Source organism: Ekhidna sp. (assembly GCF_040223195.1).
Taxonomy (GTDB): Bacteria; Bacteroidota; Bacteroidia; order Cytophagales; family Cyclobacteriaceae; genus Ekhidna.
Genome location: NZ_JAVKDX010000015.1, coordinates 289,814 through 314,296, shown reverse-complemented (window position 1 = coordinate 314,296; position 24,483 = coordinate 289,814). Strand labels below are relative to the sequence as shown.

Below are 24,483 nucleotides of genomic sequence, written 5' to 3'. Positions count from 1 at the left end.
AAAAAAAGCCATCCCGATTATCGAGATGGCCATTGTACCATTAGTCTATTAATCCCTATTCCTTTCTACCTGGTCTCTCCCTTGGTTTTTTTATAGTGAGTGGTGTTTCCACGTTGGTATCACCTACGGTAATCCTTACGGTGTATTCACCTACTGCTAAATGAAAGTCGCCATTTTCAGCGGCTTCATAGTCTTCTTTCTGCTCATCATCCAGCAAGTCTTTAAAAGACTCATCTGTTTCCAGCCTTAGTTCCACCACGTTCAGTCCTCTGTCTGCAGAGATTTCCATGGTGGAAACTACCTGATCTTTATACATGACTTCTATTTTTCCCTTTCCGTTGGAATTGGAATAAAATGACACGTCAATGTTGGGCTCAATCACTTCTCCCCACTCCCATGTTTTACTTCCCCACCTTGAATTGTAAGTTACTTCATCAATAGAGAATGCATGCAGCCCCTTGGCTAATATTTCATTATTTAATTGTTGCACCAGCGAAACATCGGCAATGTAGATACCCCTGCCATGAGTACCAAGGATTAAGTCATTTTCTCTAGGATGTACTATCAGATCGTGTACCGGTGTGTTGGGAAGTCCTTTGGTCAATGCTTGGTAGCTATTGCCACCATCAAGTGATACGTAAACCCCATGATCCGTACCTACATATATGATGTTTTCATTGACCGGATCTTCTTTCACCACATTCACAGGCTCCATGGGCAGGTTGGATGAAATGCTTTTCCAGGACTTGCCGTAATCCTCACTCATGTACACCATCGGCTCGAAATTGTCCCACCGATAGCCATTGAGCGAAGCGTAAACTCGTCCCTCCTTATGAGCTGAGGCCACAACAGTACTCACCCAAAAATCTACGGGGAGCCCGTTGGAAATATTGGTCCAGCTTGCGCCGGTATTATCTGATCTGTGGATCAATCCATCATCACTGCCTACATAAATCAACCCAAATCGGGTAGGGGATTCTGATATGGTGGTCAGCGTCCCGAAGCTCACATCCCCTTTCTTTCCGCCTTTGGTCAGGTCACCGCTCATCGTCTCAAAGTTCTCGCCCATGTCCATGGAGCGATGGAATCGGTTACTGCCGAAGTACACAATATCCTGGTTGTGGCTGGAGAGCGCGATGGGAGCCTCCCAGTTCCATCGGTATGGGGCATCACCAAGTTTATGTCGAGGGGTGATGTATTTTCTATCACCTGTTTTGGTGTTGATGCGGAAGTAGTTTCCAAACTGATAGCCTGTATAAACGGTCTCATTGTCCCTGGTATCTATGGCCACCTGCATGCCATCGCCACCCATCAGTCTCTCATATGGGTAACGCCCTTCCTGATACCAGCTTCTGGAATATTCGTACGTGCTGGGGCCTTTCCAGACGCCATTGTCCTGAAGACCGCCATACACATTGTAAGGTTCGGCCATATCCACAGCAATGGAGTAAAACTGACCTACCGATGGGGAGTTGCAGTTGATCCAGGTAGCTCCCGTATCGAAGCTTACGTACACTCCTCCGTCGTTTCCGAGGATCAAATGCCTGGAGTCATTCGGGTTGATCCAAAGTGCGTGGTGATCCACGTGTACATTGTCTTCATTTATGCTCTTGAATGTATTGCCTCCATCTTCCGATCTCACTATTGGAACGCCCATCGTATAAATCACATCGGGATTTTGAGCATCCACCCGCACCTGACCAAAATAGTAGCCATAGGAGAAGATCATACTCTCGATGTAATCTTCATGCGTCTTTGTCCAGGTTTTTCCGGCATCATTTGAGCGGTACATTTCACCGCCTTTTACCGGTGTGTCGAAAAGGAGGGAGTTTGCATCTTCCGTGTAGATCACCAAATCCAGAGGCTTCACCTTTCCGTCCTCTACATCCTTCTTGATATCTACCGCATTGTATTCTCTCGGGAAGCCATTGTCATCCAAAAACTGGTTGATATCGCCATTTTCCAATGCGAGGAATTGCTGATTGCTCATGGTTCTGAGCTGATCTTTGGTGATTCCTTTGTCTTCCTCGTCTTCTTTGTCCCTTCTGTCCTGATTATCGAGGATGGCATATACGATGTTTGGATCAGAAGGAGCGAACGAAAGCCCGATTCGACCAGTACCGTTGGTGTCGGGGAAGCCTGAACTATCCGAAATTTCATTCCATGTACTGCCGCCATCTTCTGATCGATAAATAGCTGTTCCTGTACCGGCTTCTTCAAAATCCCATGCTTTACGATCTTTTTCCCATGCTGCCGAGATCAGGAGATTTGGATTAGTAGGATGCATAATTAGGTCAACAATACCTGTTCTGTTATTCACAAAAAGTGTCTTGCTCCATGTTTTACCACCATCGGTAGATTTGTAAACACCACGTTCAGGATTCTCGGAATAGAGGTGACCTAATGCAGCCACCCAAAGTGTATTTGGATCGGAAGGGTGGAGAATGATTCGGCCGATGTGGTGTGTCTCCGTAAGTCCGATGTTCTCCCAGTTTTTTCCGTTATCCGTGGATTTGAACATGCCATATCCTGAGTAGGACGATCGGCTGGAGTTGTTTTCACCGGAACCCACATAGATAGTGCTGGTATTCCAGTCCACGGCAATATCCCCAATAGTCATCACGATCTGATTGTCGAATATGGGCTCGAAGGAAGTACCGTTATTTTTTGTTTCCCAAAGAGAACCAGAAGCGTAGGCCACATAGAAATGAGAAGGGTCTGCAGGGTCTACTGCCAGGTCTACCACACGTCCGCTCATGACGGTCGGTCCTACATTTCTAAATGGAACATTCTTCACCAAAGAAGACTCTTCGAGCTTTAGCCTTTGTTGATAACCCTCCCATCTTTTAGTAGCTGCGGTGGCTGTGGGTGAGTCATTGGATTTTTTCTTGCGCTGTGCAGGCAGGATAATTACTGCACATAGAAAGAGCATTAGATAAAAGGTTCTCATAGGTTAGATTTTTAATAAGTTAGAAAGATAAATATTTATTGGAGTTAGTTCATGGGATATTACGCCATTTGGTTTTATTTGAATGTCAGCGGTAAAACCAAGAGCAATGATTACGATCTATCATAACCCCAGATGCACCAAGAGCAGGCAGACACTCAGCTTAATTGAAAATAAAGGAAGGGATTTCGTGGTGAAGGAGTATTTGAAAAATCCGCCTTCTAAAGATGAGCTGAAAGAGGTCGTCAAAAAGCTGGGCATTAAGCCTGCGGAACTGATCCGAAAAGGGGAGGCAGAATTTAAAGAGTATTTCAAAGGCAAAGACCTCTCTGATGATGAGTGGTTGGATGCGATGGTGAAATTTCCGAAGCTGATCGAACGGCCGATCGTCATCGAGGGCGACAAAGCGGTGCTTGGCCGTCCGCCGGAAAATGTGCTTGAGCTTTTATGAAGGCAGTCTTAGTAGAAGAACTTGGCGGACCTGAGAAGCTGGTCTATAGGGATCACACCATTAGTCCACCTGATCCTGACAAAGTAATTATTAAAGTAAAATATGCAGGCGTCAACTTTCCCGACACCCTGATCATCAGGGGGAAGTACCAGTTTCAGCCCGACCTTCCATTTTCGCCCGGGGGCGAAGTGGCCGGGGTGATTAAGGAGGTGGGGGAAAAGGTAACCGAATTCAAGCCCGGTGATCGGGTGGTGGCAGGAACCACCTGGGGAGGATTTGCTGAGGAGGTGCAAGGCTTTTCCTTCAATACGCACCACTTGCCAGATGAGGTGAGTTTCAGGGATGCAGCCTCTGTTTTAATGACACATGGCACAGTGATCCATGCCTTGCAGGATCGCGCCAAACTTCAAGCTGGAGAAACATTGGCGATCCTTGGTGCTTCCGGGGGAGTGGGCACAGCCGCCATCCAGCTTGGAAAGGTGATGGGAGCAAGGATTATCGCGTGTGCATCTACCGATGAAAAGCTCACTTTTTGCAAAAAGGCGGGGGCTGATTTACTTCATAAGTATACTCCAGAAAATATCAAAGATGCACTCAAGGAACTAACAGACGGCAAGGGAGCAGATGTGATTTTTGATGCGGTAGGAGGAGATTACTCAGAGCAGGCATTCCGGGCCATCGCACCGATGGGGAGATACCTGGTGATTGGATTTGCCTCTGGAAAAGTACCGGCTATTCCATGGAATCTACCCCTGTTGAAAAGCGCATCCATCACCGGAGTGTTTTGGGGAAATTTCTTTCGAAACTTTCCTGAGGAAAATAAGGCCAACATTCAGCAACTGTTGAAAATGGTGGCTGAAGGTAAAATCAAACCGCTCGTGGATGAGGAATTTCCATTGTCTGAAACCAGTAAGGCTCTTCAAAAAATTGAAGATCGGGCAGTGTTGGGGAAAGTGATCATCAAGGTTTAGCTTCAGCAAGCAATCCCTCCAAATCAAGGGTCCTGGTGTACATATCAATACCTCCGTTTGGTTTTTGTGGCCACTGATCTTTGGGTTTGTCCCAATATAGCTCCACGCCATTTTCATCCGGATCATTCAGGTAAATTGCCTCAGACACCCCATGGTCTGCCGCACCGGATATCGGATATTTTGCCTCGATCAACCGATGTAGAAGAATAGCCAGATCCTTGCGGGAAGGAAGCAAAATGGCCGTATGAAATAGTCCGGTAGTTCCCCTGGGCGGAGGAGTTCCATTTTTACTTGTCCAGGTATTTAACCCGATGTGATGGTGATAGCCGCCCGCAGAGATGAAGGCGGCATCCTGACCATAGGTGGTGATCAGATCAAAGCCAAGCAGTCCACAATAAAAGTCAAGCGACCGTTGAAGGTCAGAGACTTTTAAGTGGATATGTCCAATTCTTGTTTGATCGGGAATTTTATAGTTTTCCATCACTTAATTCATTGGAATTTCAATGAATAAAACCTGAGCATCACCTTTGGCTTTGATCTCAAACTCGCTGGTATCATAAATACCAATCGCATCCCTCTTTTCCAATGGTTCTGAGCCAATCTCCAAGCTCCCATCAATGATGAAGGTATACACTCCATTTCCTTCCATATTGAGGTTGTAGGTCATTGTATTGCCATCTGAAATGTTGAGCAGGGAGAAGTAGGCATCCTGATTGATCCAAAGGGCATCTTTATGTTCCGGAGAAACTACCGTTTGGATTTGATCCTTTCTACCCGCCTCATCAAAGTGCTTTTGGTCATACCTTGGTGCAATATTTTTCTCCTTTGGTAAAATCCATACCTGAAGAAAATTCACTTCATCCGTCTTGCTTGCATTGTACTCGGAATGTGTTAATCCGCTTCCTGCACTCATGATTTGAACCTCACCTGTTTGGATCACCTGCTCCGTTCCAGTACTGTCTTTGTGCGCCAATGCTCCTTTCAGTGGAATAGAAACAATCTCCATGTTATTGTGAGGGTGGGTGGGGAAGCCAGCTCCACCTTTTACTATATCGTCATTGAGTACCCGTAGCATCCCAAACTGGATTCTGGCAGGGTCATAGTAATGTCCAAAACTGAAGGTATGTCTGCTTTTTAGCCAGCCAAAATCAGCTGTGCCCCGGGTGTTTGCTTTGTGAACAATCGTTTTCATGATATTTCCTTTCTGTAAAATTAATCATATATACGCAAGTACATTAAATGTAGTTACATATATTAAGTACCTTTCAAAATACCCCCTCCATAATTTTCGTACCTTTGCCGTATTATTTCACTTGAAAAAAAGACAAATGAAAGCTAAAGCTAACGACAAGGTAAAAGTGCATTATACTGGAAAACTTACTTCGGGAGAGGTTTTTGACTCCTCGGAGGGAAGGGACCCGCTGGAGTTTACTGTTGGAGGAGGTCAAATGATACGTGGTTTTGATGAGGCAGTAAACGGTATGGAAATCAATGAGAAAAAGACGGTAACTATCCCATCTGCAGAAGCCTATGGTGATCGCAGGGATGAACTGATTCAGGACGTTCCAAAGGATCAACTACCTGCTGACATGAAACCTGAAGTAGGTCAGAAGCTTGTAGCAACAAATGATCTGGGTCATCAAACGTATGTGAATGTGACTGCTGTTTCTGAGGATGCGATCACAGTGGATGCCAATCACGAACTGGCCGGTAAGGATCTTGTATTCGATATTCAGTTGGTGGAGATTGGATGATCTAGCCATTCAATAAAAAAAACTGGAGGGGCTCGGGAGAGCCCTTTTTTATTTGAGTCCAAACTGATTTTTTTTACAAAGGCAATCGGCCTAAATTCATCTCGATATTCTGCCAGCATGAAACGAACCTCACTTATTAAGTACCTATTTTTATTCCTTGTCCTGCTAGCCGGCTGGAGCATTGCTATAGCGCAAGCCCAGGATTCTATCCGGTCAGACAGTACGGATCAGGTTTTGAAGAACTATACTCAGCAGATCAAAGCCTATGAACGATTGCTAGGCCAAAATGACCTTCGAAGGAAACAGGACTCACTGGCTAGGGTAGAGCTTTTGAGCAGGATTCAATTGCTTCAGGAAAGCGACAAGCTGAACCAGGTCACTCTGCGAAATCAAATAAGGGAGATAGAAAAGCAGGATTCAGTAAGAAATGCGGAGCAGCGCGAACGAATCCTGAAATTAAGAGAGGAGACAAAAGGGTATGTAGTTGCTCCTCTCAATGATTCACTATTCACCATTTTTACGAAGCTGGGACCTGTTCGGGCGGAGGAAAGGACTTCCAACGTCACGCAAAAGATCGAGTTTTTGATCCGTGATGATTTCTTTTATCCCGACTCTCTACACTATGAAGAGCACGAAGGCACCATAGATGTGATGTACAGTGACCTCATTGTGACGAGTGTCTCTGATTGGGATGCCCTCTGGGTGGAGGGGGTGACCAAAGATTCCCTGGCCACATTGTATAAGACACGTATTGCAGACTTTGTGTCCAAATCCCGCAATCGAAGCACTTTTCGGAATATTGCTGCCCGTGTTGGTTTGGTATTTCTGATTATAGGTGGGCTGGTTATTGTTCTTATGATTGTAAGGCGCATCACGAATGGTATTCAGGGCTGGATGGTGGTAAACAAGAAGGAGTATTTTAACGGCATCAAGGTTAGAAATTTTGAATTGCTATCTCCACAGCTTCACCTGGAAGTGACTATTCAGGCAGTCTCATTTTTGAAATGGGGCCTCTATGTCCTGGCGCTCTATCTCTCGCTCCCACTGGTTTTTGGATTGTTTCCATTTACCAGAGGATGGGCACAGACCCTTCTCGATTGGATTTTGAGCCCGGCCAAAAATATCTGGTTTGGATTTTGGAGCTATGTCCCAAATGTGTTTACCATAGCTGTTATCTATTTTATCACCCGATACTTAGTGAAGCTGATCAAATTTTTTGCCCAGGAGGTAGAAAATGGAACCCTGACTCTTCCGGGGTTTTATTCCGATTGGGCCATACCCACCTATCGGCTGGTCAAATTTCTGATTTATGCGTTCATGATGGTCATGATCTGGCCATATCTGCCGGGTTCGGATTCCGACATTTTCAAAGGAGTCTCCGTCTTTTTGGGGCTTCTCATCTCCTTCGGATCCACCTCAGCTATTGCCAATGCGGTAGCAGGTCTGGTCATCACCTACATGAGGCCTTTCCGGGTGGGGGATAGGGTGAAACTAGGGGAAGTAACAGGAGAGATCATTGAGAAAACCTTGCTGGTGACACGGGTGCGAACCACTAAAAATGAAGACATCACAGTGCCTAATTCTTCAATTTTAACAGGCCATACAGTCAACTACTCCAGCAGCAGTAAATCACTTGGACTTATTCTACACACTTCTGTTACTATCGGATATGATGTGTCGTGGAGAAAGGTGCATGAGCTATTGATAGAAGCAGCAGTAGCCACAGAAGGGGTGAATGTGAGCAAGGAGCCATTTGTGCTGCAAACGAGCCTGGACGACTGGTACGTTTCTTACCAACTCAATGCCTTCACTGATGCACCTGAGATTATGCCTAAAATCTACTCAGAGCTTCATGCCAATATTCAGGATAAGTTTAATGAAGCAGGCATAGAGATCATGTCCCCACACTACAGAGCAGTGCGGGATGGGAACCCATCTACAGTTATCAATGTGAAAAAAACCTAAATCTCCTCGGATACCATTTCAGGAAGAGATTTATAGACATTAAGGTGGTGTTTTGTCATTTTGGACATGATACGAGCAGCACCTCTTATGATAATGTTATCCGAGACTAAAATGATTTTTTCGGTCTGACCACTGTATTTATCCAGGTGATCCATCCATCGTTTCTTAGCCGAATTGTCAAAGCCTGTCATACTTTGACAGTCCCAGATATGTATGAACCTCTTGCTTGGATTGTCGTCACAGAATTTAGCCCATATATCGGTCGCTTTAAGAGACATGTCCTCACTAAATTTGTTCTTGAATCCGAAGTGGAGGAAGTCTTTTCCGTTATCCTGAAACCGTTTGATTTCTACAGATTCCTCCTTAAGAACAGGCTTTGCCTGTGCTATTTTTTCTCTCATTGTTGTGGTTAATTGATGTTTGAAATTATCAAATGATAATCCCCGGAAGAGCGAATTGTTTTAAAATATTATCAATTGATAAAATACTTAGACCAATCAATGGAGAAAGCAGACTTAAAATTGAGCCAACATCATTCAAACCTCACATCTGAGTGAATGATAATTGAAATACGACAGAGTTCTTTGGTGCAAATTTTATGATTGAAAAGAAAAGCTCTAATTAATGCATTGAGGTGTATTTCCGTCTAAATCATTCTTTTATCTATTCAGGGGCACCACTTATCAAAATTCTTATCCGAACCCGTTTAAAATCACTATATTTCGAAATTGTCGCCAGTCCTATATGAAGTTTCTGAAGGGAGTAGTTTTATTTTTTTTAACGGTTTTACAATGCCATTTTGCCTGTGCTCAGGATGGGCGAACGCAGCAGATGGTGTCATCCACCTATTCTTTTATCAAGAATATTGAATGGCCTGTTAAATCCACACCGTTTAAAATTCATGTAATCACCACAGATAATACGCTTAGGGAGGAATTTAAGGTTGCGAGTGAGTCCAGGAAAGTGGCCGGCAGGGATGTGCAGGTCAGCTTCACCAACTATGTGATTGTCCCTCAGGATGTGGATATCATTTTTGTCACCAATAAATATGTGGCCACTATACCCACCTTGCTGGATCGAATCGGAGGCAATGGGGTATTACTCATCACAGATCGCTACGATAAGCAGCGGGATGTGATGATTAATTTTTTAAACAAGCCATCCGGTGAACTCACCTTTGAGATCAATGAGGCCAATATTACAAATCAGGGACTCGTCATTAAGCCCGGCATGAATGAATTGGGTGGCTCTGAGGTCGATTTGGCTAAGATTTTTAAGCAGGTTCGTGATTCGGTACGGGCAATGGAACTAAGAGCTGAAGCCCTCAAAGAGCAGTTTGATACCCTCAATATGAATGTGGCCATTGCGCAGCGGATAGGTCGTCAGCAGCAGCTCATGATGGCAGAGAAGGATCAGGAAATTGTAGAAAAGGAAAAGCGAATTGAAAAGCAAAGCCAGGCGTTGGATAGTCTTTCAGTTGAATTTGCACTCTCCAGAGGGCGTCTTGATAGCTTAACTACCATACTTGATGCCAGAGAGGAGGAACTGGCCGTGCTAGGTGAGGAGATTGATAAGCAGAAGGAGAACGTGGAAGAAGGAAACAAAATACTTGCGGAACAAACGAAAAGAATCTCTGAGCAAAATAAGGAGATTGCCCAGAGAGAGGAAAGGCTGGATGAGATGTCCAATGTGGTGAATTCCCAACAAAGTGCTCTGGTATTTCTAATTCTATTTTTGGTGGCACTGGTTGGTTTTTCATTCTTGCTTTTTGCGGCCTACAGGGCCAGGAACCGCACAGCTCAAAAGCTGGCAGAGCAGAAAGAAGATTTGGCACGCCTGCTCGACGAACTTCAGGATACTCAATCCCAGCTGGTGCAATCAGAGAAGATGGCCTCCCTCGGTGTGCTTACCGCTGGTATAGCCCATGAAATCAACAATGCGATCAACTTTGTATACTCCGGCATACAGGTATTGAGCAACCGGTTTGATGAGATCAAGCCGGTGATTGCCCATGCGTCCAAACTTGACGAGAAAGATAAAGACCTCCAGAATTCCATAAAGGAGTTTACCAAAGAGCGAGAGGAACTAGAGTACGATGGGGCTCAGGCGGTCATAGATCAAATGATAAGCAGCATCAAAGTAGGAGCGGAGCGTACCACTGAAATTGTGAAGGGCTTGCGGATTTTCGCGCGATCAGAGACTGAGAAGAAGACCAAAATTGATATCCACAATGATCTGGATGTGGCCTTATTGCTACTAAATAGCAGACTTAAAGAGTCCGTTCAGATCAATAAAAAGCTTGCTGATAAGCTTCCTGAGATCGAAGGCTACAAAGGGCAGCTGAGCCAGGCATTCCTGAATATCATCAACAATGCCCTTGATGCTGTGGCAGAAAAGGGAAGTGATGGGAAAGTTGACATTGAGACGAAAATGAATGAGAGCGAGATTCAGGTACGGATAAAGGATAATGGAATTGGAATGTCCGAAGCGGACAAACAGAAAATATTTGACCCATTTTTCACAACCAAAAAGGTGGGTGCAGGTACAGGACTTGGTTTATCTATTACCTACGGTATCGTAGAGCGACATGGAGGAACCATTACTGTAAATTCAAAGGAGAATGAAGGGGCGGAATTCGTTATTAAACTACCACTAGCTAGCTAAAGTCAAAAAAATCATGAGTGAATCAAAACCATCACTTATATATCTGGACGATGAAGAGATCAACCTGATCCTTTTCAAGGAGATGTTTAAAAAGGACTTTGACATCTTCACTACTACATCGCCTGAAACCGCCATCCAATACGTAAAGGATCATAATCCCGATTATATCCTTACGGATCAGCTCATGCCGGTGATGACGGGTGTGGAATTCCTGAAGGAACTCCGGGAACTTGGGGTTTCATCCGTCATGCGGGTTATTATTTCGGGCTTTACCCAGGAGGGTGAGGTGGACGAAGCGCTGGAAACCAAGCTCATAGATGAGTTTGTGAGCAAGCCCTGGTCCTACCAAAATCTAAAAGACTTGCTGCTTAGTCGAAATCAGTAGGTAAAATAGATAAGATAACTGCACACCTCTTTAAATTTGTAATTCAATTAACTTTGAATCTTCAATCAGTTGAATATGCGTGTGAGTGAAAGTAAGCCGGCAGTGATCTATCTTGATGATGAGGAAATCAACCTCCTTTTATTCAGAGAGATGTTTAAGAAGGATTTCGAAGTATTTACTACTACCTACCCGGAGGAGGCGCTGGAATATCTAAAAAGCCACGATGTGGAGTTTGTATTCACAGACCAGCGGATGCCGATCATGACCGGGGTAGCATTCCTCAAAGAGCTTGAAGAGATGAAAATCACTACTTCGCCCAAGAAGGTTATGATCTCAGGCTATGCGGCAGAGGGGGAGGTGAGCGAAGCATTGGAGCGAAACCTGATCGACAGGTTTGTGGATAAGCCCTGGACCTACGAGGGCATCAAGAATGTGATCAGTACTATTTAATCGTCCTGATTTTCTTATTAGCCTCCAAAATCAATTAGGGATTGGTTTCCTGCTTTTGTTTCATGAATAATACAAAGTATACTTGGTATACGAACTGAATGCTCATGAAACTAACTACCACCTTACTTTTAGTAGTGTTGGGCTTGAATGCTATGGCTCAGCAGGAAGCCAACATCGTCACCATCATTGATGACCTGCGATATCGCTGGGATGCGGAGGCCATCAACCTGAAAAACTATCAGGGCATCCAGGAGTTTTGCCTCACGGAAGCCTATCGGCAAAAAACCATTGAGCTTCTTGATGCCATTCATCATTGGGATACTTCGCTGTATTTCATCGTAAAGAATAAGTATGATCAAAGCCAGGACAGAGAAGCGGCCGCAACACTAAAGGATATAGAGATGCTCGAGACAGAGTACTCTACCGAAAATTTCAAACATTTTATAACTAATGAGTGCGGTGAACTAAAGGTGATTAGGGAGAGCTTTGATCCCGCCACTGTTCGCCAATACGAGAAGGACATCAAGAACTTTGAGAAGGAACTGGTGAGATACATCAATAGTATCACTTATCGAATAGATATTATTGATGAACATATTCATCATTTGGATTTGGAATAGCTTTCCCCATCCAGTGATTCCATTTCTATATTAAATTCGTTTCGATTAAAATATGACGATTATGTCTCCAAGAGAAGTTGTAGAAGAATGGGTGAGAAGATTTAATAATGCCGATATAGAAGGACTTTCGGCACTTTATACAAAGGATGCCGTCAATCACCAGGTCGTGACCGATGCATTGGAAGGTAGGGATGCTATTAGAAGAATGTTTGAGATAGAATTTGGCCGTGCCGAGATGGTGTGTGAGATCGAAAACATTTTTGAAGATGGAGACTGGGCCATCCTTGAGTGGAAGGATCCTCTGGGTCTGAGAGGGTGTGGCTTTTTCCAAATCAAAAATGATCAAATTCAATTTCAGCGTGGATACTTCGATCAGCTTTCTTTCTTCAAAATTCAGGGCTTGCCTGTACCTGAATCCTATCTTGATAAATAGTTTCCAACAATCTTTCAACAGCTACGATGAAGCCTGTTTTCGGTTTCGCGAAGAGGTGTGAGAAAGATCATACTGGTGACTGCCTCTTGTCATAACCCACCCTCATAGCAGCCTCTAATTTAGCCTCGGAAACAAAAATCCAGGAGCGCTATGAAATACTTATTAATATTAACGGTACTGTGGAATTTTTCAGCATTCGGACAAATGAAACTGAATGCAGATAAAAGCACCATGGTAATCACAGGAACTTCCTCTCTGCACGATTGGGAAATGACGGTAAATGAATTTGATGTAACAGCAACAATTACTGATACTCAGGTTCAAAACCTTAAGGTTACTATCAAATCCAAGTCTATGGAGAGCGGCAAGTCTATCATGGATGATAAAGCCTATGATGCTGTAGAAGCAGATGACTATCCGGAGATTCTTTTCACTGCAAAATCCCTACAAATCAGTGGAGGCAAAATCACCGGAAAAGGTAATCTGACGATCGCTGGTGAATCCCGGGAGATTGATCTGACGGCTCAGATCTTGAAAAATGGATCATCAGAAATGCAGATACAAGGCTCTGTGCCATTAAAAATGACAGACTTTGACATTGAACCACCCACAGCCATGTTTGGCACATTGAAAACAGGGGATGAGGTGGTCATTAACTACGACATCACGATAACCAAGTAATTAACAATTAAAACCAGAATCATGAAAAACTCAATTTTTAAACTAACAATGGCGGGCATGATGCTCTTCGCAACCGTAGCGGCCTATGCCCAACTGCCCTCTATCCAATATTATAGATATAATGATCAGAGAGGCTGGAATGTCTTCGAAACTAGCAAAGAAGACACAGTGAAATACGAGGGCTTTAAAGTCCGTGTAGGAGGTGGATTTGCCATGCAATTCCAGGGAATTTCCCAATCAAATGACGAAGGAAGAGTTGATGGAAATAGCAATTCTCTGGACTTAGTGGAGTTGGATAACAACATGACACTTCCAACTGCAAACCTCAATTTTGATGTTCAGCTTGAAGATGGCTTGAGAATGCACTTAAGAACTTACTTGTCTTCTCGTCACCACCCAGAGGCTTATGTAAAGGGGGGTTACTTACAAATAGATAAGCTCGACTTTGTAAAGCCTGGATTTATGAGTGGATTGATGGAAAAAATGACTATTCGTGTTGGTATGGATGAAATCAACTACGGGGATGCGCACTTTAGAAGAACCGATAACGCTCGTGCGCTTTTCAACCCATTTGTGGGCAACTATATTATGGATGCATTCACGACTGAGCCTTTCATTGAGTTCACCTATCAGAGAAATGGAATGATTGGAATGCTTGGAATGAGCAACGGCCGATTGAATCAGGAGCCTGTGCCGGGAGATGACGGAAAAGTGATTTTCGGAAAATTGGGATATGACAAGCAAATGAATGATGACTTAAGACTTAGATTGACCGGATCATTCTATAGCAGTAGCAAAGGTAGTGATGTAGATTACTTGTATGCAGGTGATCGCGCTGGTGCCAGATATTACACTGTTTTACATGCTGAGGCAGATGCTTTTTCACCAAGAGGCCCAAGCGATTTTGACCCAAGGTTTAGTCCATCATTTAGCAGAAACTTTGGTAACGGGAACGGCTACATCAACTCTATCATGATTAACCCATTTGTTAAATTCAATGGATTGGAATTCTTTGGTACTTATGAAATAATTAACAATGGTAATGGTGACGTTGGTGGTGGCTACAATCAGTTTGCTGCTGATCTCATCTACAGATTTGGAGAGAGTGAAAGATTCTACATTGGAGGAAGATATAATACCGTGAGCGGGGAAGCTGCAGATGGTGCTCCTACTCAGGAAATCAAGCGAACCAATCTTGGATTCGGTTATTTCTTAACTCAAAATGTGATGATGAAAGGGGAGTATGTAACCAGCAAATATGAAGGTGATGGATGGAGCGGAACCAAATTTCAGGGAGCTGAGTTCGATGGAGTTGTAATCGAAGCAGTGATTCAATTCTAAATTAGCTCATACTTAATGGATGGGGCCGCTCAGGAATGGGCGGCCTTTCTTGTTTTATAGCGCAGATACCTTCATCCCGATCTCAAATTCGATGGAGATGTCGTCGGTCACTTTCACCATCCCGAAAAATTTCGTGGGAGGCTCAATGCCAAAGTCTGTCATGAGCAGATCCTTCTCTCCCCTGAGGGTCATATGTGCAGAAGAATGATTCAGCACTTTGCCCCCTTCAATGGCCACCTTCTTTCTCACCCCGGCAAGGAATATTTCCACCTCGGCATCTACATCCAGTTCTTCAAAAGCATCATTGGTGTCGTGTAGCGAGATGGAATTCAGTTGTAAGTATAGGTAAGGTTCTTCCCCAGCCTTGAGCAGGTCCTGAAAGTCATTATTCATGGCCTGCATACCACAGTCAAATTGATCCACCCGGTACTTCAGCTTCAGACCAACAAATTCCAGCTTCTGATTGGACCACAGGTTTTTCACCACAATGGAATCATTGAGTGCAGGTTGGTTCATCTCGCACTTAAACCGATTCACGTTGGTCTCTCCATGGATGGTAATGGAGCTGGAAACTATGCTCACCCGATGGTAATTATAGGTAGCTGATCCATTTTGCGCGGCGGCAAAGGACGAGGCAAGAACATAAATAGAGATCAAGAGGTATTCCCTGATGTGAATCATGATTTAATGATAACCAAAGAAAAGAAAACGGCAATGATAATGCCGCAACCCTTTTTTGAATGATCCTTAAAACAATCCGGTAATGTTTCCTTTTTCGTCGATATCAATATTCTCGGCAGCAGGTACTAAAGGCAAGCCGGGCATGCGGAGCATCTTCCCCGTGATGGGAATGATGAATCCGGCTCCTGCAGCTATTTCCACCTCCCGTATGTGAATGGTGAAATTGGTGGGCCGCCCGTAGGAAGTGGCATCATCTGAAAAGGAGTTTTGTGTCTTGGCCATGCAAATAGGGAATTCTTCAAAACCCAATTGCTCGGCTCGTCTCAGGATGGACTCAGCGTTTTCACTATATACGATTTTGTTTGCACCATAAATACGCTCAGAAATGGCTTCTATCTTTTTCTTGAGCGGATCTTTTAGCGCATAGGTTGGTTTGAATGGCTGATCAGACAACTCACAGGCTTCTACCACTTTGTGGGCAAGAGCTTCCATTCCTTTGCCACCATTTTTCCATCCGTCCGAATACTCCACTTTCACATTCAGAGCCTGACAGTGGTTGATGATGCACTGCTGTTCCTCTTCTGTATCGAGTACGAATTTATTGAGTGCTACCACCACCGGCACGTTGAACGATTTAATGTTTTCGATGTGCTTTTCCAGATTGACCAATCCATCTTTTACGGCTTGAACGTTTGAAGTGCCGAGCTCATCTTTCTTTACTCCCCCGTGGTATTTGAGAGCACGCACTGTAGCTACTATCACCACAGCACTCGGACTGATCCCGCCTGCTCGACATTTGATGTTGAAAAACTTCTCAGCTCCCAGATCCGCTCCAAAGCCCGCCTCAGTTACCACATAATCCGAGAGGGAAAGCCCCATCTTCGTTCCAATCAATGAATTGGTACCCTGGGCAATGTTGGCAAATGGTCCTCCATGAATGATAGCCGGATTGCCTTCCAGCGTTTGCACCAGATTAGGTTTGATGGCATCTTTGAGCAGGGCAGCCATGGCTCCATGCGCATTGAGATCCCTGGCGAAAATCGCCTGGCCGGAAAAGGTATCACCAACATATATGTTGCCCATTCGCTCTTTGAGGTCAGGCAAATCTTTAGCTAAACAAAGAATGGCCATGATCTCGGAAGCGGCTGTAATGTTGAAGCCGGACTCTTGCAGGAACCCCCCTTTTTTGCCACCCAGCCCGGTCACAATGTGGCGAAGTGAGCGGTCATTCATGTCCATAGCCCAGCGCCACTTCACCGTGCGAGGATCGATTCCTAAGTTTCTGGATCTACTATAAATGTTGTTATCAATTAGTGCAGAAAGCAGGTTGTTAGCCTTTTCTATGGCAGAGAAATCCCCATTGAAGTGGAGGTTGATATCTTCCATGGGAATAAGCTGGGAGAATCCACCACCAGTTGCTCCACCTTTGATCCCGAAGACAGGACCCAAAGATGGCTCCCGCAATACGGCAATGGCTTTCTTTCCAACTTTATTCAGCCCATCAGTCAGGCCCACTGATACGGTAGTTTTGCCCTCACCCGCCGGAGTAGGGGTGATGGCGGTCACAAGGATCATTTTATTCTTTTTGACCTTAGCCTCATCTATAAATTGGAGAGGGATTTTGGCCTTATACCTGCCATACATGTCGATATCATCTATCGACAATCCAAGCTTTCCGGCAATTTCTTCAATGGGTTTTAGGGTAGCAGCCTGAGCAATTTTCAGGTCTGTATTTTCGATGTTGGCCATAGTTCTGATGGGTGTTGTTTAGGTGGCAAAATAGTACCTATCACCCATCAGATACATGACAATTATCAATTTTAGCGCTGTTATTAATTAACTGGTCTTGCTGGATAATCTTTAGTTGCAAGTTTGGAGTCAGAAAGATTATAGTAAGCTTTCACTTCATCATAATTGGAAAGATCCAAAGAAGTTCTTCCGGCAAACTGAGCAGGTACCACAACCACCCGTGCGATCCAGTTATCAGTCCAGGCGGCACCCAGTCCGTCCAGGTTTACAGTTCCATCCAGGAAGACACTTGCATCGTATTTTGTGAAGTCGTAATTGTATTCTAATATACCATCTTCAAAGTACAAGGTTTGAGGTAGTGCTCTCCAGATTTCCAGTCCATCCTCTGTCACCTCCCACAGAAAGTACACCAGCATCACATCCGAATCCAGCATAGTAAAATCATTCGGTAGGTTTAGGAGTACGCTGTAATCTGGTGCGGTAAAACTGAATTCATATTCAAAAACATAACTTTCTTCTCCATCCAATCCATCAATCCCATCTCTTCCATCATAGCCTCGCGGGCCTCTTGGCCCTTCGTCAAAATAGCAGCCCGATAGTCCAATCAGTGCAAGCATTAGTAGTATATATAGCCTTTTCATATCGATTCAATTTTGGTGAAACATGTGACCTTTCAGCGGATAAAAGGAAAAATGATGCCAAAATGGATTTTTGATTTTTAGTGGAATGATGAAAATGTCCTCATCGCCTGATTTAGCTCATAATTTTTTAGTCATCTATCGGTAATCTTTACAATGTTCTTAATTGAACGGCTCATTTAGGAAGCGTTGTTGGAATACACGTTGAGATGATCCTCGACGGTTACCAACCTTGAAGGCAGGATATACCCTGCCTTCGGTTTTTTTTGGTTTAAGCAGGTAAACCCTGCCAGATGCTACAATCCATTTGGACTTTTGATTAATTTGTGGAACAGCACTGCTGAAATCAGCCAGCTACAAACCACAGAAGATGAAAAAATTGTATTTCATATTACTGCTCGTCACCCTGGGTGCACTCCCCCAGCTTAGAGGGCAGTCCCTCGATCAGATACTTCTCCAGTTAGATTCATTGAGCAATCCCAATTCAATGCTTTCCATTTTGAACCCATATCTTGAGTCAATAGATGGTGCTGATGAAAGTACACAGATAAAATACTTTTATCATTTGGGTATCGCACATGGGATGCTTTATAACACCGATACCTCAGCCTTTTACTTTGCCGAGAGTCTGAAATTGGCTGAAGCTAATAATGATCTGATTTCTCAAATTGGGGCATTGAATGGATTAGGAAATGTAGCTAGAATAACCAGTGAAAATGATCAGGCAAAAACGTACTTTGAGCGGGCATTGAATATTGCAAAGAGTAAGGAAAGCGAAGAGTTTAAGAGTTGGCAATCAAAATTACTGGGAAATATTGCAGGTATATTTTTCGAACTGGGCGACCCGGAATCAGCCCTGGAATATTCCAAAATGGGACTTGTACTTTCCCGTGAAATAAATGACCAAAAGGCTGTTGCAACCAACCTGATTCGTCTGGGGTATTGCTTTAATGCCCTTCAAAAACTGGACAGTGCATTGCTTGTTAATCAGGAGGCTACAGGCATTTTAGAAAGCTCCGGAGATAGTCTTGGGCTGATTTATCAATATTATAGTATGGCCAATATTTACCAAACAAAGCAAGATTTTGAGGAGGCTGAAAAATATTTCAAAAGGGCAATTGACTTGTCATCCAAATTTGGTGAAGCAGAAACACATACCGGCAGCCTGAATCAATTGGCGGAGATCGAAATCAAAAGAGGAAATTTTGGTAGATCTCAAAAACTATTGGATGATGCAATAGAAATATCTGAGAAGAATGGCATGCTGTTCGGTCTAAGAAAGTCTTATCAACTCTATTATCAGCTAAATCGACTTCAAAATGACTGGGTGTCAGCGGTTGAAAACCTGGAAAGATATCATGCACTTAATGATTCTATTCAGAAAACAGAAACGCTGAAAAATGTGGAGGAATTTAAAGTGAAGTATGAAACTGCTGAGAAGGAGAAGGAAATCCTGGAAGCCCGACAGGAGCTGGAAAGAAAGGAGCGCTTTCAGACATTTCTATTGATAGTCATTGGAATAATTGTCGTATTCTCAATAGTAGCAATCCTTCTGCTTGTTCAGCGATTTAGGTTGCGAAGAGCACTCCACTCACAAGAAATTGATACGCTGAGACTACAGATCAATAGCATTTTCGAAGGAGGAATCAAGAATCTGGATGTGGAGCTTGATCAAATCAATGAAGGTCTCTTTAAGCCACTATCTGAAAGGGAATTTGAAGTGCTCAATCAAGCCATTTCAGACAAGACCAATAGCGAAATCGCAGATGCACTTTTCCTTTCGGTAAACACTGTAAAGTTTCATCTCAGGAATGTGTATGAAAAACTTGGGGTAACTAATCGAAAAGAAGCATTGGGAAAAATACTCTCTAAAGCCTAAAAACGTACATTTTATAAAAACTACCCGGTGGGGTAGGTCAAAACTACCCTGAGTGGATGGGCATTTTGAGATGACCCAATCCGAGCTTGGCATTGAATTTTAAAAATCGCAATGCCATGAAAAAATTTTACCCTAATTACAAAGACCTTCTTAGGAAGTTTTTTAGTTTAATCATGACGAGTATTATCCTTAGTATACCAGCTTTTGCTCAGGATACTACCCCCCCTCAAGTAGTCGATTATAGCCCTTCACCCGGTTATACCAAGGCAGGTTTATACCCATTCGTGAGGATATTTTTTGACGAGGAAATAGCAATAGGGACAGGAAATGTGGTGATCTACACGTATGACGATGATGTGCCATTCCAGGTCATTGATGTTGCCAATATGCCTTCATATTACACCTTAAGTGGAAATGATATTTCATTTTGGAGGGATAATAACTTCGAAATGGATACAAAGTATTATGTGACAATTTGCAGTACATGTATCACTGATCTTTCAGAAAATCCCTTTGAAGGCATTTCTGGAAAGGATACCTGGTCATTTACTACTGGAGATGCTACACCTCCTAATATCGTATCAGTAATCCCGGATTATGAAGCGACTGAAGTAGCTGTTGATGCTAATATAGAAGTGACTTTTGATGATGATATTATTCTTTCGCATGAGTCTCCGGAAGGGTACGATCCGAGCATCATTTCTATTCACTATTATGATAATGACGAGGTTATTGAGGAGATAGCAACTAACTCCGGCAGGATGTCAGTATCAGGCAATGTACTTACCATTGATCCGGTAAATGATCTTCCATATAATACGCATCTGTATGTTTTGATCCCTAATGATGGAGATGGTACGATATACGACCTCAATGACAATGTGATGGATCCCTATTCCTGGGATTTTACAACAGAGGAGAATCCGGATGTACAGGCCCCATTGATTAGTACATTAAATCCCGATCATAATGCTACTGACGTCCCGGTAGAAACAGCAACCATTACAGCGACCTTTGATGAACCTATAATGCTTATAGATCCAGAAAATACCAATGGAGGCACCATTCAGGTGATGGATGGAATAACAAACCCGGTTTATTCTTTTGGAGCGTACGATGTTTCTATTTCGGGAAACGACCTGATCATCAATACGGATGTTGTGACCGGAGGTCTTTTAGATGGCACCATGCATCGTGTGAATATCTTCGATTTTTTTGTTTCGGATTTAGCAAATAATCGCTTCAGAGGCACTTCAGCAAATTCTTGGAATTTCACTACCGAAGTTATAGTGAATATCCCGGACGAAAATTTCAAAGACTACCTGGTAAACAATACCAACATCAATGCCAATGAAGATGAAGATATACAGGTTAGTGAAGCAGCCACCTTTACAGGATCAATTGATGTTTATAGTAGGGACATTTCTGATCTGACAGGAATTGAAGCTTTTCCATTACTCACCAGCCTGAATTGTTTGGATAATAATCTTACTTCGATTGATGTCAGCCAAAATACCGCGCTGGAATACCTAAATGTTGGATTTAACTCACTGACCTCCTTAAATGTCAGCAACAATACCAATTTGCTTTACCTTGGAGCGTATGTGAATGAAATCACTTCCCTGGATGTGAGCCAGAATACTGCATTGGCTGCTCTTGAGGTTTATGATAATATGCTCACCTCTATAGATGTAAGTCAAAATCTGAATCTGGAAACATTGGAGGTGCAGGAAAATCAACTCACATCAATGGTGCTGGGGGCAAACACCAATTTGGAAGCACTGTATTGCCATAACAATCAGCTTACCTCTGTAGATGTAAGTCAAAATACCGGATTGTATGAAGTTTATTGCCACGATAACCTGCTAACCGAATTGAATGTGGCCAATGGAACGAATGCAGAAGGGTATGTTGAAGCACAGAATAATCCGAGTCTTACGTGCATCCAGGTCGATGATGCGGATGACAGCAATCTGGACTACTGGCTCGTAGATGAAGCGGTGAGTTTTAGCGAAGATTGTAGCATACCGGAAGATAATGAAGCCCCAACGGTTGAGGCGTTTGCCTATCGCTTTGAATCGGATGTCCCTATAGATATAGGTGAACTGACCATTACTTTTAACGAACCGGTGGTGACCACTTCGAGTCTGAACATCAACATGTGGGATTATTCCAATAACCTCATTGTGCAGTATGTAGGAGAAAATCCGAACGGTGTTTCAATTGAAGATGAAGTGGTAACCTTTACCGTTCCCGAGCTTACATATGGAGAATCCTATTACATACAAATAGCTGGCGGTTCATTTAAGGATTTGGCAGGTAATAACTATGCAGGAATTGTGGGAGCGCAGCATTGGTACTTTACTGCAGAGTCGGAAGCAGAGCCCATTGTTCAAATAAATGATGAGGATTTTAAAATTTTTCTGCTCAACAATGTACAGATCAACACCAATGCGGACGAAGAAATACAAGTATCTGAAGCCGAGAACTATTCCGGTAACCTTACCTACTCTAATCAAGGGTTATCTGATCCAACCGGCATAGAAGCCTTTGTCAATGTCGTATGGATAGACCTTTCACTAAATAACTTGACAGGCATAGACCTTTCTGCAAATGTGGATGCCGCACAGGTCAATTTGATTGGTAATGACCTGGGATCGCTGGTGCTGCCAGACAGAATGACCTTCAATAACATTTTGCTAAATGGAAATCAGCTGACCAGCCTGACCCTACCGGAAGGGATCACTGCCAACACGGTGCAGATATACCAGAATCCTTTGGAGTCCTTTGAGGCGGTGAATGGTTCATTTGATGCGATCAATGGATCGGGTTTGAGTAGCTTGACCAGCGCGAACCTCACAGGAACGGATATCAGGGTTTTGAACTTATCAAGTAGCCAAATCAATATGCTGGATATAAGCAGTGCTACCTCGTTGGAAAGCATTGACGTATCAAGTTGCGGAAACCTGACCACACTTGATCTAAGTGCCAATACAAACCTGGAAAGTGTTTCCACTGCCTTCGGAGCTGTGCAATCGTTGAATCTTAGCAACCATCCGAATATTACTACCTTGATGGCAAGGAATGGCCAGCTGACTGAGCTAAATATCCAGAATGGTACAAATACCAACATCACCACATTCCAGATCCAAAACAACAGCAACCTGGAGTGTGTGCAGGTAGACGATGTGGATTACTCAACCACCAACTGGACAAATAAAGACGCTGGCACACAATACAGTACCGATTGTAATGCACAACCACAGGATCAAACAATCACATTCGAGGGGATTGGCGACAAAACGTATGGAGATGCACCTTTTATGCTGGAAGCCACTGCTTCGTCCGGCTTGGATGTGACTTTCAGCTATGTAAGCGGTCCGATATCACTGGATGGCAATGAAGTTACGATCACAGGAGCAGGCACTGCGGTGATCGCTGCAAATCAGGCAGGCGATAATGATTTCAATCCGGCCCCAGAAGAGCAACAGACCTTTATGATTGCCAAAGCAGATCAGGTCATCACCATTGAGCCAATTGCGGATAAACTGACTACAGATGGATCCTTTGATGTGGTGGCGAGTATAGATTCGGAATTGCCACTTGAATATGATGTGTCAGGCCCGGCCACCAACAATGCAGCAACCATAACTTTGACAGGAGAGACTGGAACAGTGACGGTAACGGTGAGCCAGGCGGGGAATGGTAATTACAACGAAGCGAGCGAATCTGTGAGTTTTGTCGTAACCGATCCTTCCAAAACAGACCAGACCATCACCTTCGAGACAATTGGGGATAAGGTTTATGGAGATGCACCCTTTATGCTGGAAGCCACGGCTTCCTCAGGTCTGGATGTAACTTTTAGCTATGTGAGCGGGCCGATCTCCTTGAACGGCAATGAAGTCACGATCACCGGGGCAGGCACTGCGGTGATCGCAGCAAATCAGGCGGGTGATGATGAATTCAACCCGGCACCAGAAGAACAGCAAACCTTTGTAATTGCCAAAGCAAATCAGACCATCACCATCGAACCAATAGCACATAAGCTAACTACAGATGCATCTTTTGATATAGTGGCTGGTACCGATTCCGAACTTGCTTTGTCATACAATGTGAGTGGCCCTGCCACCAACAACGGCCCGACAGTTACACTAACCGGGGAAAGCGGAACAGTAACAGTAACCGTCAGTCAGGCAGGAAATGAAAACTACCTGGAAGCCTCCGAGAGTACTTCATTTGAGGTGACAGAAGAGGCAGCTCTCTCAGTTGAGAATGCTGTGAAGATTAAGTTTTATCCCAACCCGGTAACAGACTTCTTAACTATTGATAGCAACCAAGAGTTGGAAGTGAGGCTTCTCAACCTCAAAGGACAAATCGTATGGACGGTTCATTCTAAAGGTAAGCAAATGGATGTGTCGGACTTACCTAATGGAATTTACATTCTTGAGATAAAGAGTGATCAGGGCACACAACGGGAAAAAATTGTGAAGGCAAACTAAGGCAGCATTAGCTATGGCTATTGCGATGGGCGACCCCAAGGGGGTCGCTTTTTTTGTTTTCAATGTCTTAAAATCCCCAATCCTGTCTTGCAGATTTTTGATTGCCTGGATATGGAGAAGATTTTGAGGAAAGGTGATTATTCTGCTTAATAATTATTAGCTACCTTGGATCACCATGGGCGAGCTTCTGGACAAACAACACAAATTTTATCTTCAGAATAAACAATCTTTAACAGAGAAGTACGCTGGCCAATTCATCGTCATTCATGATGAGAAGGTGGTAGACTCATTTGGCTCTGAGCGGGACGCCTATATCTACTGCGTGAAGAATTTCCCTATGGGCACCTTCCTGATTCGGGAAGTCCTGCCTTAAAA

Annotated in this window: 21 protein-coding genes; 14 read left to right on the top strand and 7 right to left on the bottom strand. The window is 43.7% G+C overall.

Annotated features, from left to right (window positions below):
• Positions 1-55 precede the first annotated feature (55 nt).
• The gene (locus RLN88_RS08640) at positions 56-2,950 is read right to left on the bottom strand and encodes a VPS10 domain-containing protein (RefSeq protein WP_350220991.1); all 2,895 of its coding nucleotides are present in this window, start codon (positions 2,948-2,950) and stop codon (positions 56-58) included.
• Positions 2,951-3,056: 106 nt separating this feature from the next.
• On the opposite strand from RLN88_RS08640, the gene arsC reads away from it, so the two are divergent.
• Positions 3,057-3,398, top strand: a complete 342-nt coding sequence (gene arsC / locus RLN88_RS08635) for an arsenate reductase (glutaredoxin) (protein ID WP_350220990.1) — start codon at positions 3,057-3,059, stop codon at positions 3,396-3,398.
• Positions 3,395-4,369, top strand: coding sequence for an NADPH:quinone oxidoreductase family protein (locus RLN88_RS08630; RefSeq protein WP_350220989.1), 975 nt, complete (start codon positions 3,395-3,397; stop codon positions 4,367-4,369). The genes arsC and RLN88_RS08630 overlap by 4 nt, the downstream gene beginning before the upstream one ends.
• On the opposite strand, the gene RLN88_RS08625 is transcribed toward RLN88_RS08630, so the two are convergent.
• Together RLN88_RS08625 and RLN88_RS08620 are read right to left on the bottom strand one after the other, a co-directional pair.
• Positions 4,359-4,850 carry a VOC family protein gene (locus RLN88_RS08625; RefSeq protein WP_350220988.1) on the bottom strand — a complete coding sequence of 164 codons (492 nt, stop codon included), beginning with the start codon at positions 4,848-4,850 and terminating at the stop codon, positions 4,359-4,361. The genes RLN88_RS08630 and RLN88_RS08625 overlap by 11 nt on opposite strands.
• 3 nt (positions 4,851-4,853) lie before the next feature.
• A complete protein-coding gene (locus RLN88_RS08620) occupies positions 4,854-5,561 on the bottom strand; it encodes a pirin family protein (protein ID WP_350220987.1) in 708 nt (235 codons plus the stop codon).
• Between the two features lie 136 nt (positions 5,562-5,697).
• On the opposite strand from RLN88_RS08620, the gene RLN88_RS08615 reads away from it, so the two are divergent.
• Together RLN88_RS08615 and RLN88_RS08610 are read left to right on the top strand one after the other, a co-directional pair.
• On the top strand, positions 5,698-6,123 hold the full coding sequence (locus RLN88_RS08615; RefSeq protein WP_350220986.1) for an FKBP-type peptidyl-prolyl cis-trans isomerase: 426 nt from the start codon (positions 5,698-5,700) through the stop codon (positions 6,121-6,123).
• 117 nt (positions 6,124-6,240) lie between these two features.
• On the top strand, positions 6,241-8,088 hold the full coding sequence (locus tag RLN88_RS08610; RefSeq protein WP_350220985.1) for a mechanosensitive ion channel family protein: 1,848 nt from the start codon (positions 6,241-6,243) through the stop codon (positions 8,086-8,088).
• Here the strand turns inward: RLN88_RS08610 and RLN88_RS08605 are convergent.
• The gene (locus RLN88_RS08605; protein ID WP_350220984.1) at positions 8,085-8,489 is read right to left on the bottom strand and encodes a hypothetical protein; all 405 of its coding nucleotides are present in this window, start codon (positions 8,487-8,489) and stop codon (positions 8,085-8,087) included. The genes RLN88_RS08610 and RLN88_RS08605 overlap by 4 nt on opposite strands.
• A gap of 343 nt (positions 8,490-8,832) precedes the next feature.
• On the opposite strand from RLN88_RS08605, the gene RLN88_RS08600 reads away from it, so the two are divergent.
• The 7 genes from RLN88_RS08600 to RLN88_RS08570 all read left to right on the top strand — a co-directional run bounded on the left by RLN88_RS08600 (position 8,833) and on the right by RLN88_RS08570 (position 14,662).
• Positions 8,833-10,752 (top strand): YfiR/HmsC family protein, encoded by a 1,920-nt coding sequence (locus RLN88_RS08600; RefSeq protein ID WP_350220983.1) that lies wholly within the window; start codon positions 8,833-8,835, stop codon positions 10,750-10,752.
• A 13-nt stretch (positions 10,753-10,765) separates the two neighbouring features.
• Positions 10,766-11,137: a response regulator gene (locus RLN88_RS08595; RefSeq protein ID WP_350220982.1), complete on the top strand. Its 372-nt coding sequence runs from the start codon at positions 10,766-10,768 to the stop codon at positions 11,135-11,137.
• A gap of 81 nt (positions 11,138-11,218) precedes the next feature.
• Entirely contained in the window at positions 11,219-11,587 is a 369-nt protein-coding gene (locus tag RLN88_RS08590) for a response regulator (protein ID WP_350220981.1), read from the top strand.
• 104 nt (positions 11,588-11,691) lie between these two features.
• On the top strand, positions 11,692-12,207 hold the full coding sequence (locus tag RLN88_RS08585) for a hypothetical protein (RefSeq protein ID WP_350220980.1): 516 nt from the start codon (positions 11,692-11,694) through the stop codon (positions 12,205-12,207).
• A gap of 61 nt (positions 12,208-12,268) precedes the next feature.
• Positions 12,269-12,640: a nuclear transport factor 2 family protein gene (locus tag RLN88_RS08580; protein WP_350220979.1), complete on the top strand. Its 372-nt coding sequence runs from the start codon at positions 12,269-12,271 to the stop codon at positions 12,638-12,640.
• Positions 12,641-12,790: 150 nt separating this feature from the next.
• The gene (locus RLN88_RS08575; RefSeq protein ID WP_350220978.1) at positions 12,791-13,321 is read left to right on the top strand and encodes a YceI family protein; all 531 of its coding nucleotides are present in this window, start codon (positions 12,791-12,793) and stop codon (positions 13,319-13,321) included.
• Between the two features lie 21 nt (positions 13,322-13,342).
• Positions 13,343-14,662, top strand: coding sequence for a hypothetical protein (locus tag RLN88_RS08570; protein ID WP_350220977.1), 1,320 nt, complete (start codon positions 13,343-13,345; stop codon positions 14,660-14,662).
• A gap of 54 nt (positions 14,663-14,716) precedes the next feature.
• On the opposite strand, the gene RLN88_RS08565 is transcribed toward RLN88_RS08570, so the two are convergent.
• The 3 genes from RLN88_RS08565 to RLN88_RS08555 all read right to left on the bottom strand — a co-directional run bounded on the left by RLN88_RS08565 (position 14,717) and on the right by RLN88_RS08555 (position 17,733).
• A complete protein-coding gene (locus RLN88_RS08565) occupies positions 14,717-15,343 on the bottom strand; it encodes a hypothetical protein (protein WP_350220976.1) in 627 nt (208 codons plus the stop codon).
• 66 nt (positions 15,344-15,409) lie between these two features.
• On the bottom strand, positions 15,410-17,092 hold the full coding sequence (locus RLN88_RS08560) for a formate--tetrahydrofolate ligase (protein ID WP_350220975.1): 1,683 nt from the start codon (positions 17,090-17,092) through the stop codon (positions 15,410-15,412).
• 83 nt (positions 17,093-17,175) lie between these two features.
• Positions 17,176-17,733, bottom strand: coding sequence for a hypothetical protein (locus RLN88_RS08555; RefSeq protein WP_350220974.1), 558 nt, complete (start codon positions 17,731-17,733; stop codon positions 17,176-17,178).
• Between the two features lie 367 nt (positions 17,734-18,100).
• Here RLN88_RS08555 and RLN88_RS08550 point away from each other — a divergent pair, with 367 nt between their 5' ends.
• From RLN88_RS08550 to RLN88_RS08540, 3 genes are all read left to right on the top strand, one after another.
• The gene (locus RLN88_RS08550) at positions 18,101-19,609 is read left to right on the top strand and encodes a helix-turn-helix transcriptional regulator (protein WP_350220973.1); all 1,509 of its coding nucleotides are present in this window, start codon (positions 18,101-18,103) and stop codon (positions 19,607-19,609) included.
• A 116-nt stretch (positions 19,610-19,725) separates the two neighbouring features.
• On the top strand, positions 19,726-24,108 hold the full coding sequence (locus tag RLN88_RS08545; protein ID WP_350220972.1) for an Ig-like domain-containing protein: 4,383 nt from the start codon (positions 19,726-19,728) through the stop codon (positions 24,106-24,108).
• Between the two features lie 175 nt (positions 24,109-24,283).
• Positions 24,284-24,481, top strand: coding sequence for a hypothetical protein (locus RLN88_RS08540; RefSeq protein WP_350220971.1), 198 nt, complete (start codon positions 24,284-24,286; stop codon positions 24,479-24,481).
• Positions 24,482-24,483 lie beyond the last annotated feature (2 nt).

Excerpts from the sequence above, each read along its gene's own strand:
- RLN88_RS08640 (WP_350220991.1), bottom strand. The coding sequence starts at position 2,950 with ATGAGAACCTTTTATCTAATGCTCTTTCTATGTGCAGTAATTATCCTG.
- arsC (WP_350220990.1), top strand. The coding sequence starts at position 3,057 with ATGATTACGATCTATCATAACCCCAGATGCACCAAGAGCAGGCAGACA.
- RLN88_RS08630 (WP_350220989.1), top strand. The coding sequence starts at position 3,395 with ATGAAGGCAGTCTTAGTAGAAGAACTTGGCGGACCTGAGAAGCTGGTC.
- RLN88_RS08625 (WP_350220988.1), bottom strand. The coding sequence starts at position 4,850 with ATGGAAAACTATAAAATTCCCGATCAAACAAGAATTGGACATATCCAC.
- RLN88_RS08620 (WP_350220987.1), bottom strand. The coding sequence starts at position 5,561 with ATGAAAACGATTGTTCACAAAGCAAACACCCGGGGCACAGCTGATTTT.
- RLN88_RS08615 (WP_350220986.1), top strand. The coding sequence starts at position 5,698 with ATGAAAGCTAAAGCTAACGACAAGGTAAAAGTGCATTATACTGGAAAA.
- RLN88_RS08610 (WP_350220985.1), top strand. The coding sequence starts at position 6,241 with ATGAAACGAACCTCACTTATTAAGTACCTATTTTTATTCCTTGTCCTG.
- RLN88_RS08605 (WP_350220984.1), bottom strand. The coding sequence starts at position 8,489 with ATGAGAGAAAAAATAGCACAGGCAAAGCCTGTTCTTAAGGAGGAATCT.
- RLN88_RS08600 (WP_350220983.1), top strand. The coding sequence starts at position 8,833 with ATGAAGTTTCTGAAGGGAGTAGTTTTATTTTTTTTAACGGTTTTACAA.
- RLN88_RS08595 (WP_350220982.1), top strand. The coding sequence starts at position 10,766 with ATGAGTGAATCAAAACCATCACTTATATATCTGGACGATGAAGAGATC.
- RLN88_RS08585 (WP_350220980.1), top strand. The coding sequence starts at position 11,692 with ATGAAACTAACTACCACCTTACTTTTAGTAGTGTTGGGCTTGAATGCT.
- RLN88_RS08580 (WP_350220979.1), top strand. The coding sequence starts at position 12,269 with ATGTCTCCAAGAGAAGTTGTAGAAGAATGGGTGAGAAGATTTAATAAT.
- RLN88_RS08575 (WP_350220978.1), top strand. The coding sequence starts at position 12,791 with ATGAAATACTTATTAATATTAACGGTACTGTGGAATTTTTCAGCATTC.
- RLN88_RS08570 (WP_350220977.1), top strand. The coding sequence starts at position 13,343 with ATGAAAAACTCAATTTTTAAACTAACAATGGCGGGCATGATGCTCTTC.
- RLN88_RS08565 (WP_350220976.1), bottom strand. The coding sequence starts at position 15,343 with ATGATTCACATCAGGGAATACCTCTTGATCTCTATTTATGTTCTTGCC.
- RLN88_RS08560 (WP_350220975.1), bottom strand. The coding sequence starts at position 17,092 with ATGGCCAACATCGAAAATACAGACCTGAAAATTGCTCAGGCTGCTACC.
- RLN88_RS08555 (WP_350220974.1), bottom strand. The coding sequence starts at position 17,733 with ATGAAAAGGCTATATATACTACTAATGCTTGCACTGATTGGACTATCG.
- RLN88_RS08550 (WP_350220973.1), top strand. The coding sequence starts at position 18,101 with ATGAAAAAATTGTATTTCATATTACTGCTCGTCACCCTGGGTGCACTC.
- RLN88_RS08545 (WP_350220972.1), top strand. The coding sequence starts at position 19,726 with ATGAAAAAATTTTACCCTAATTACAAAGACCTTCTTAGGAAGTTTTTT.
- RLN88_RS08540 (WP_350220971.1), top strand. The coding sequence starts at position 24,284 with ATGGGCGAGCTTCTGGACAAACAACACAAATTTTATCTTCAGAATAAA.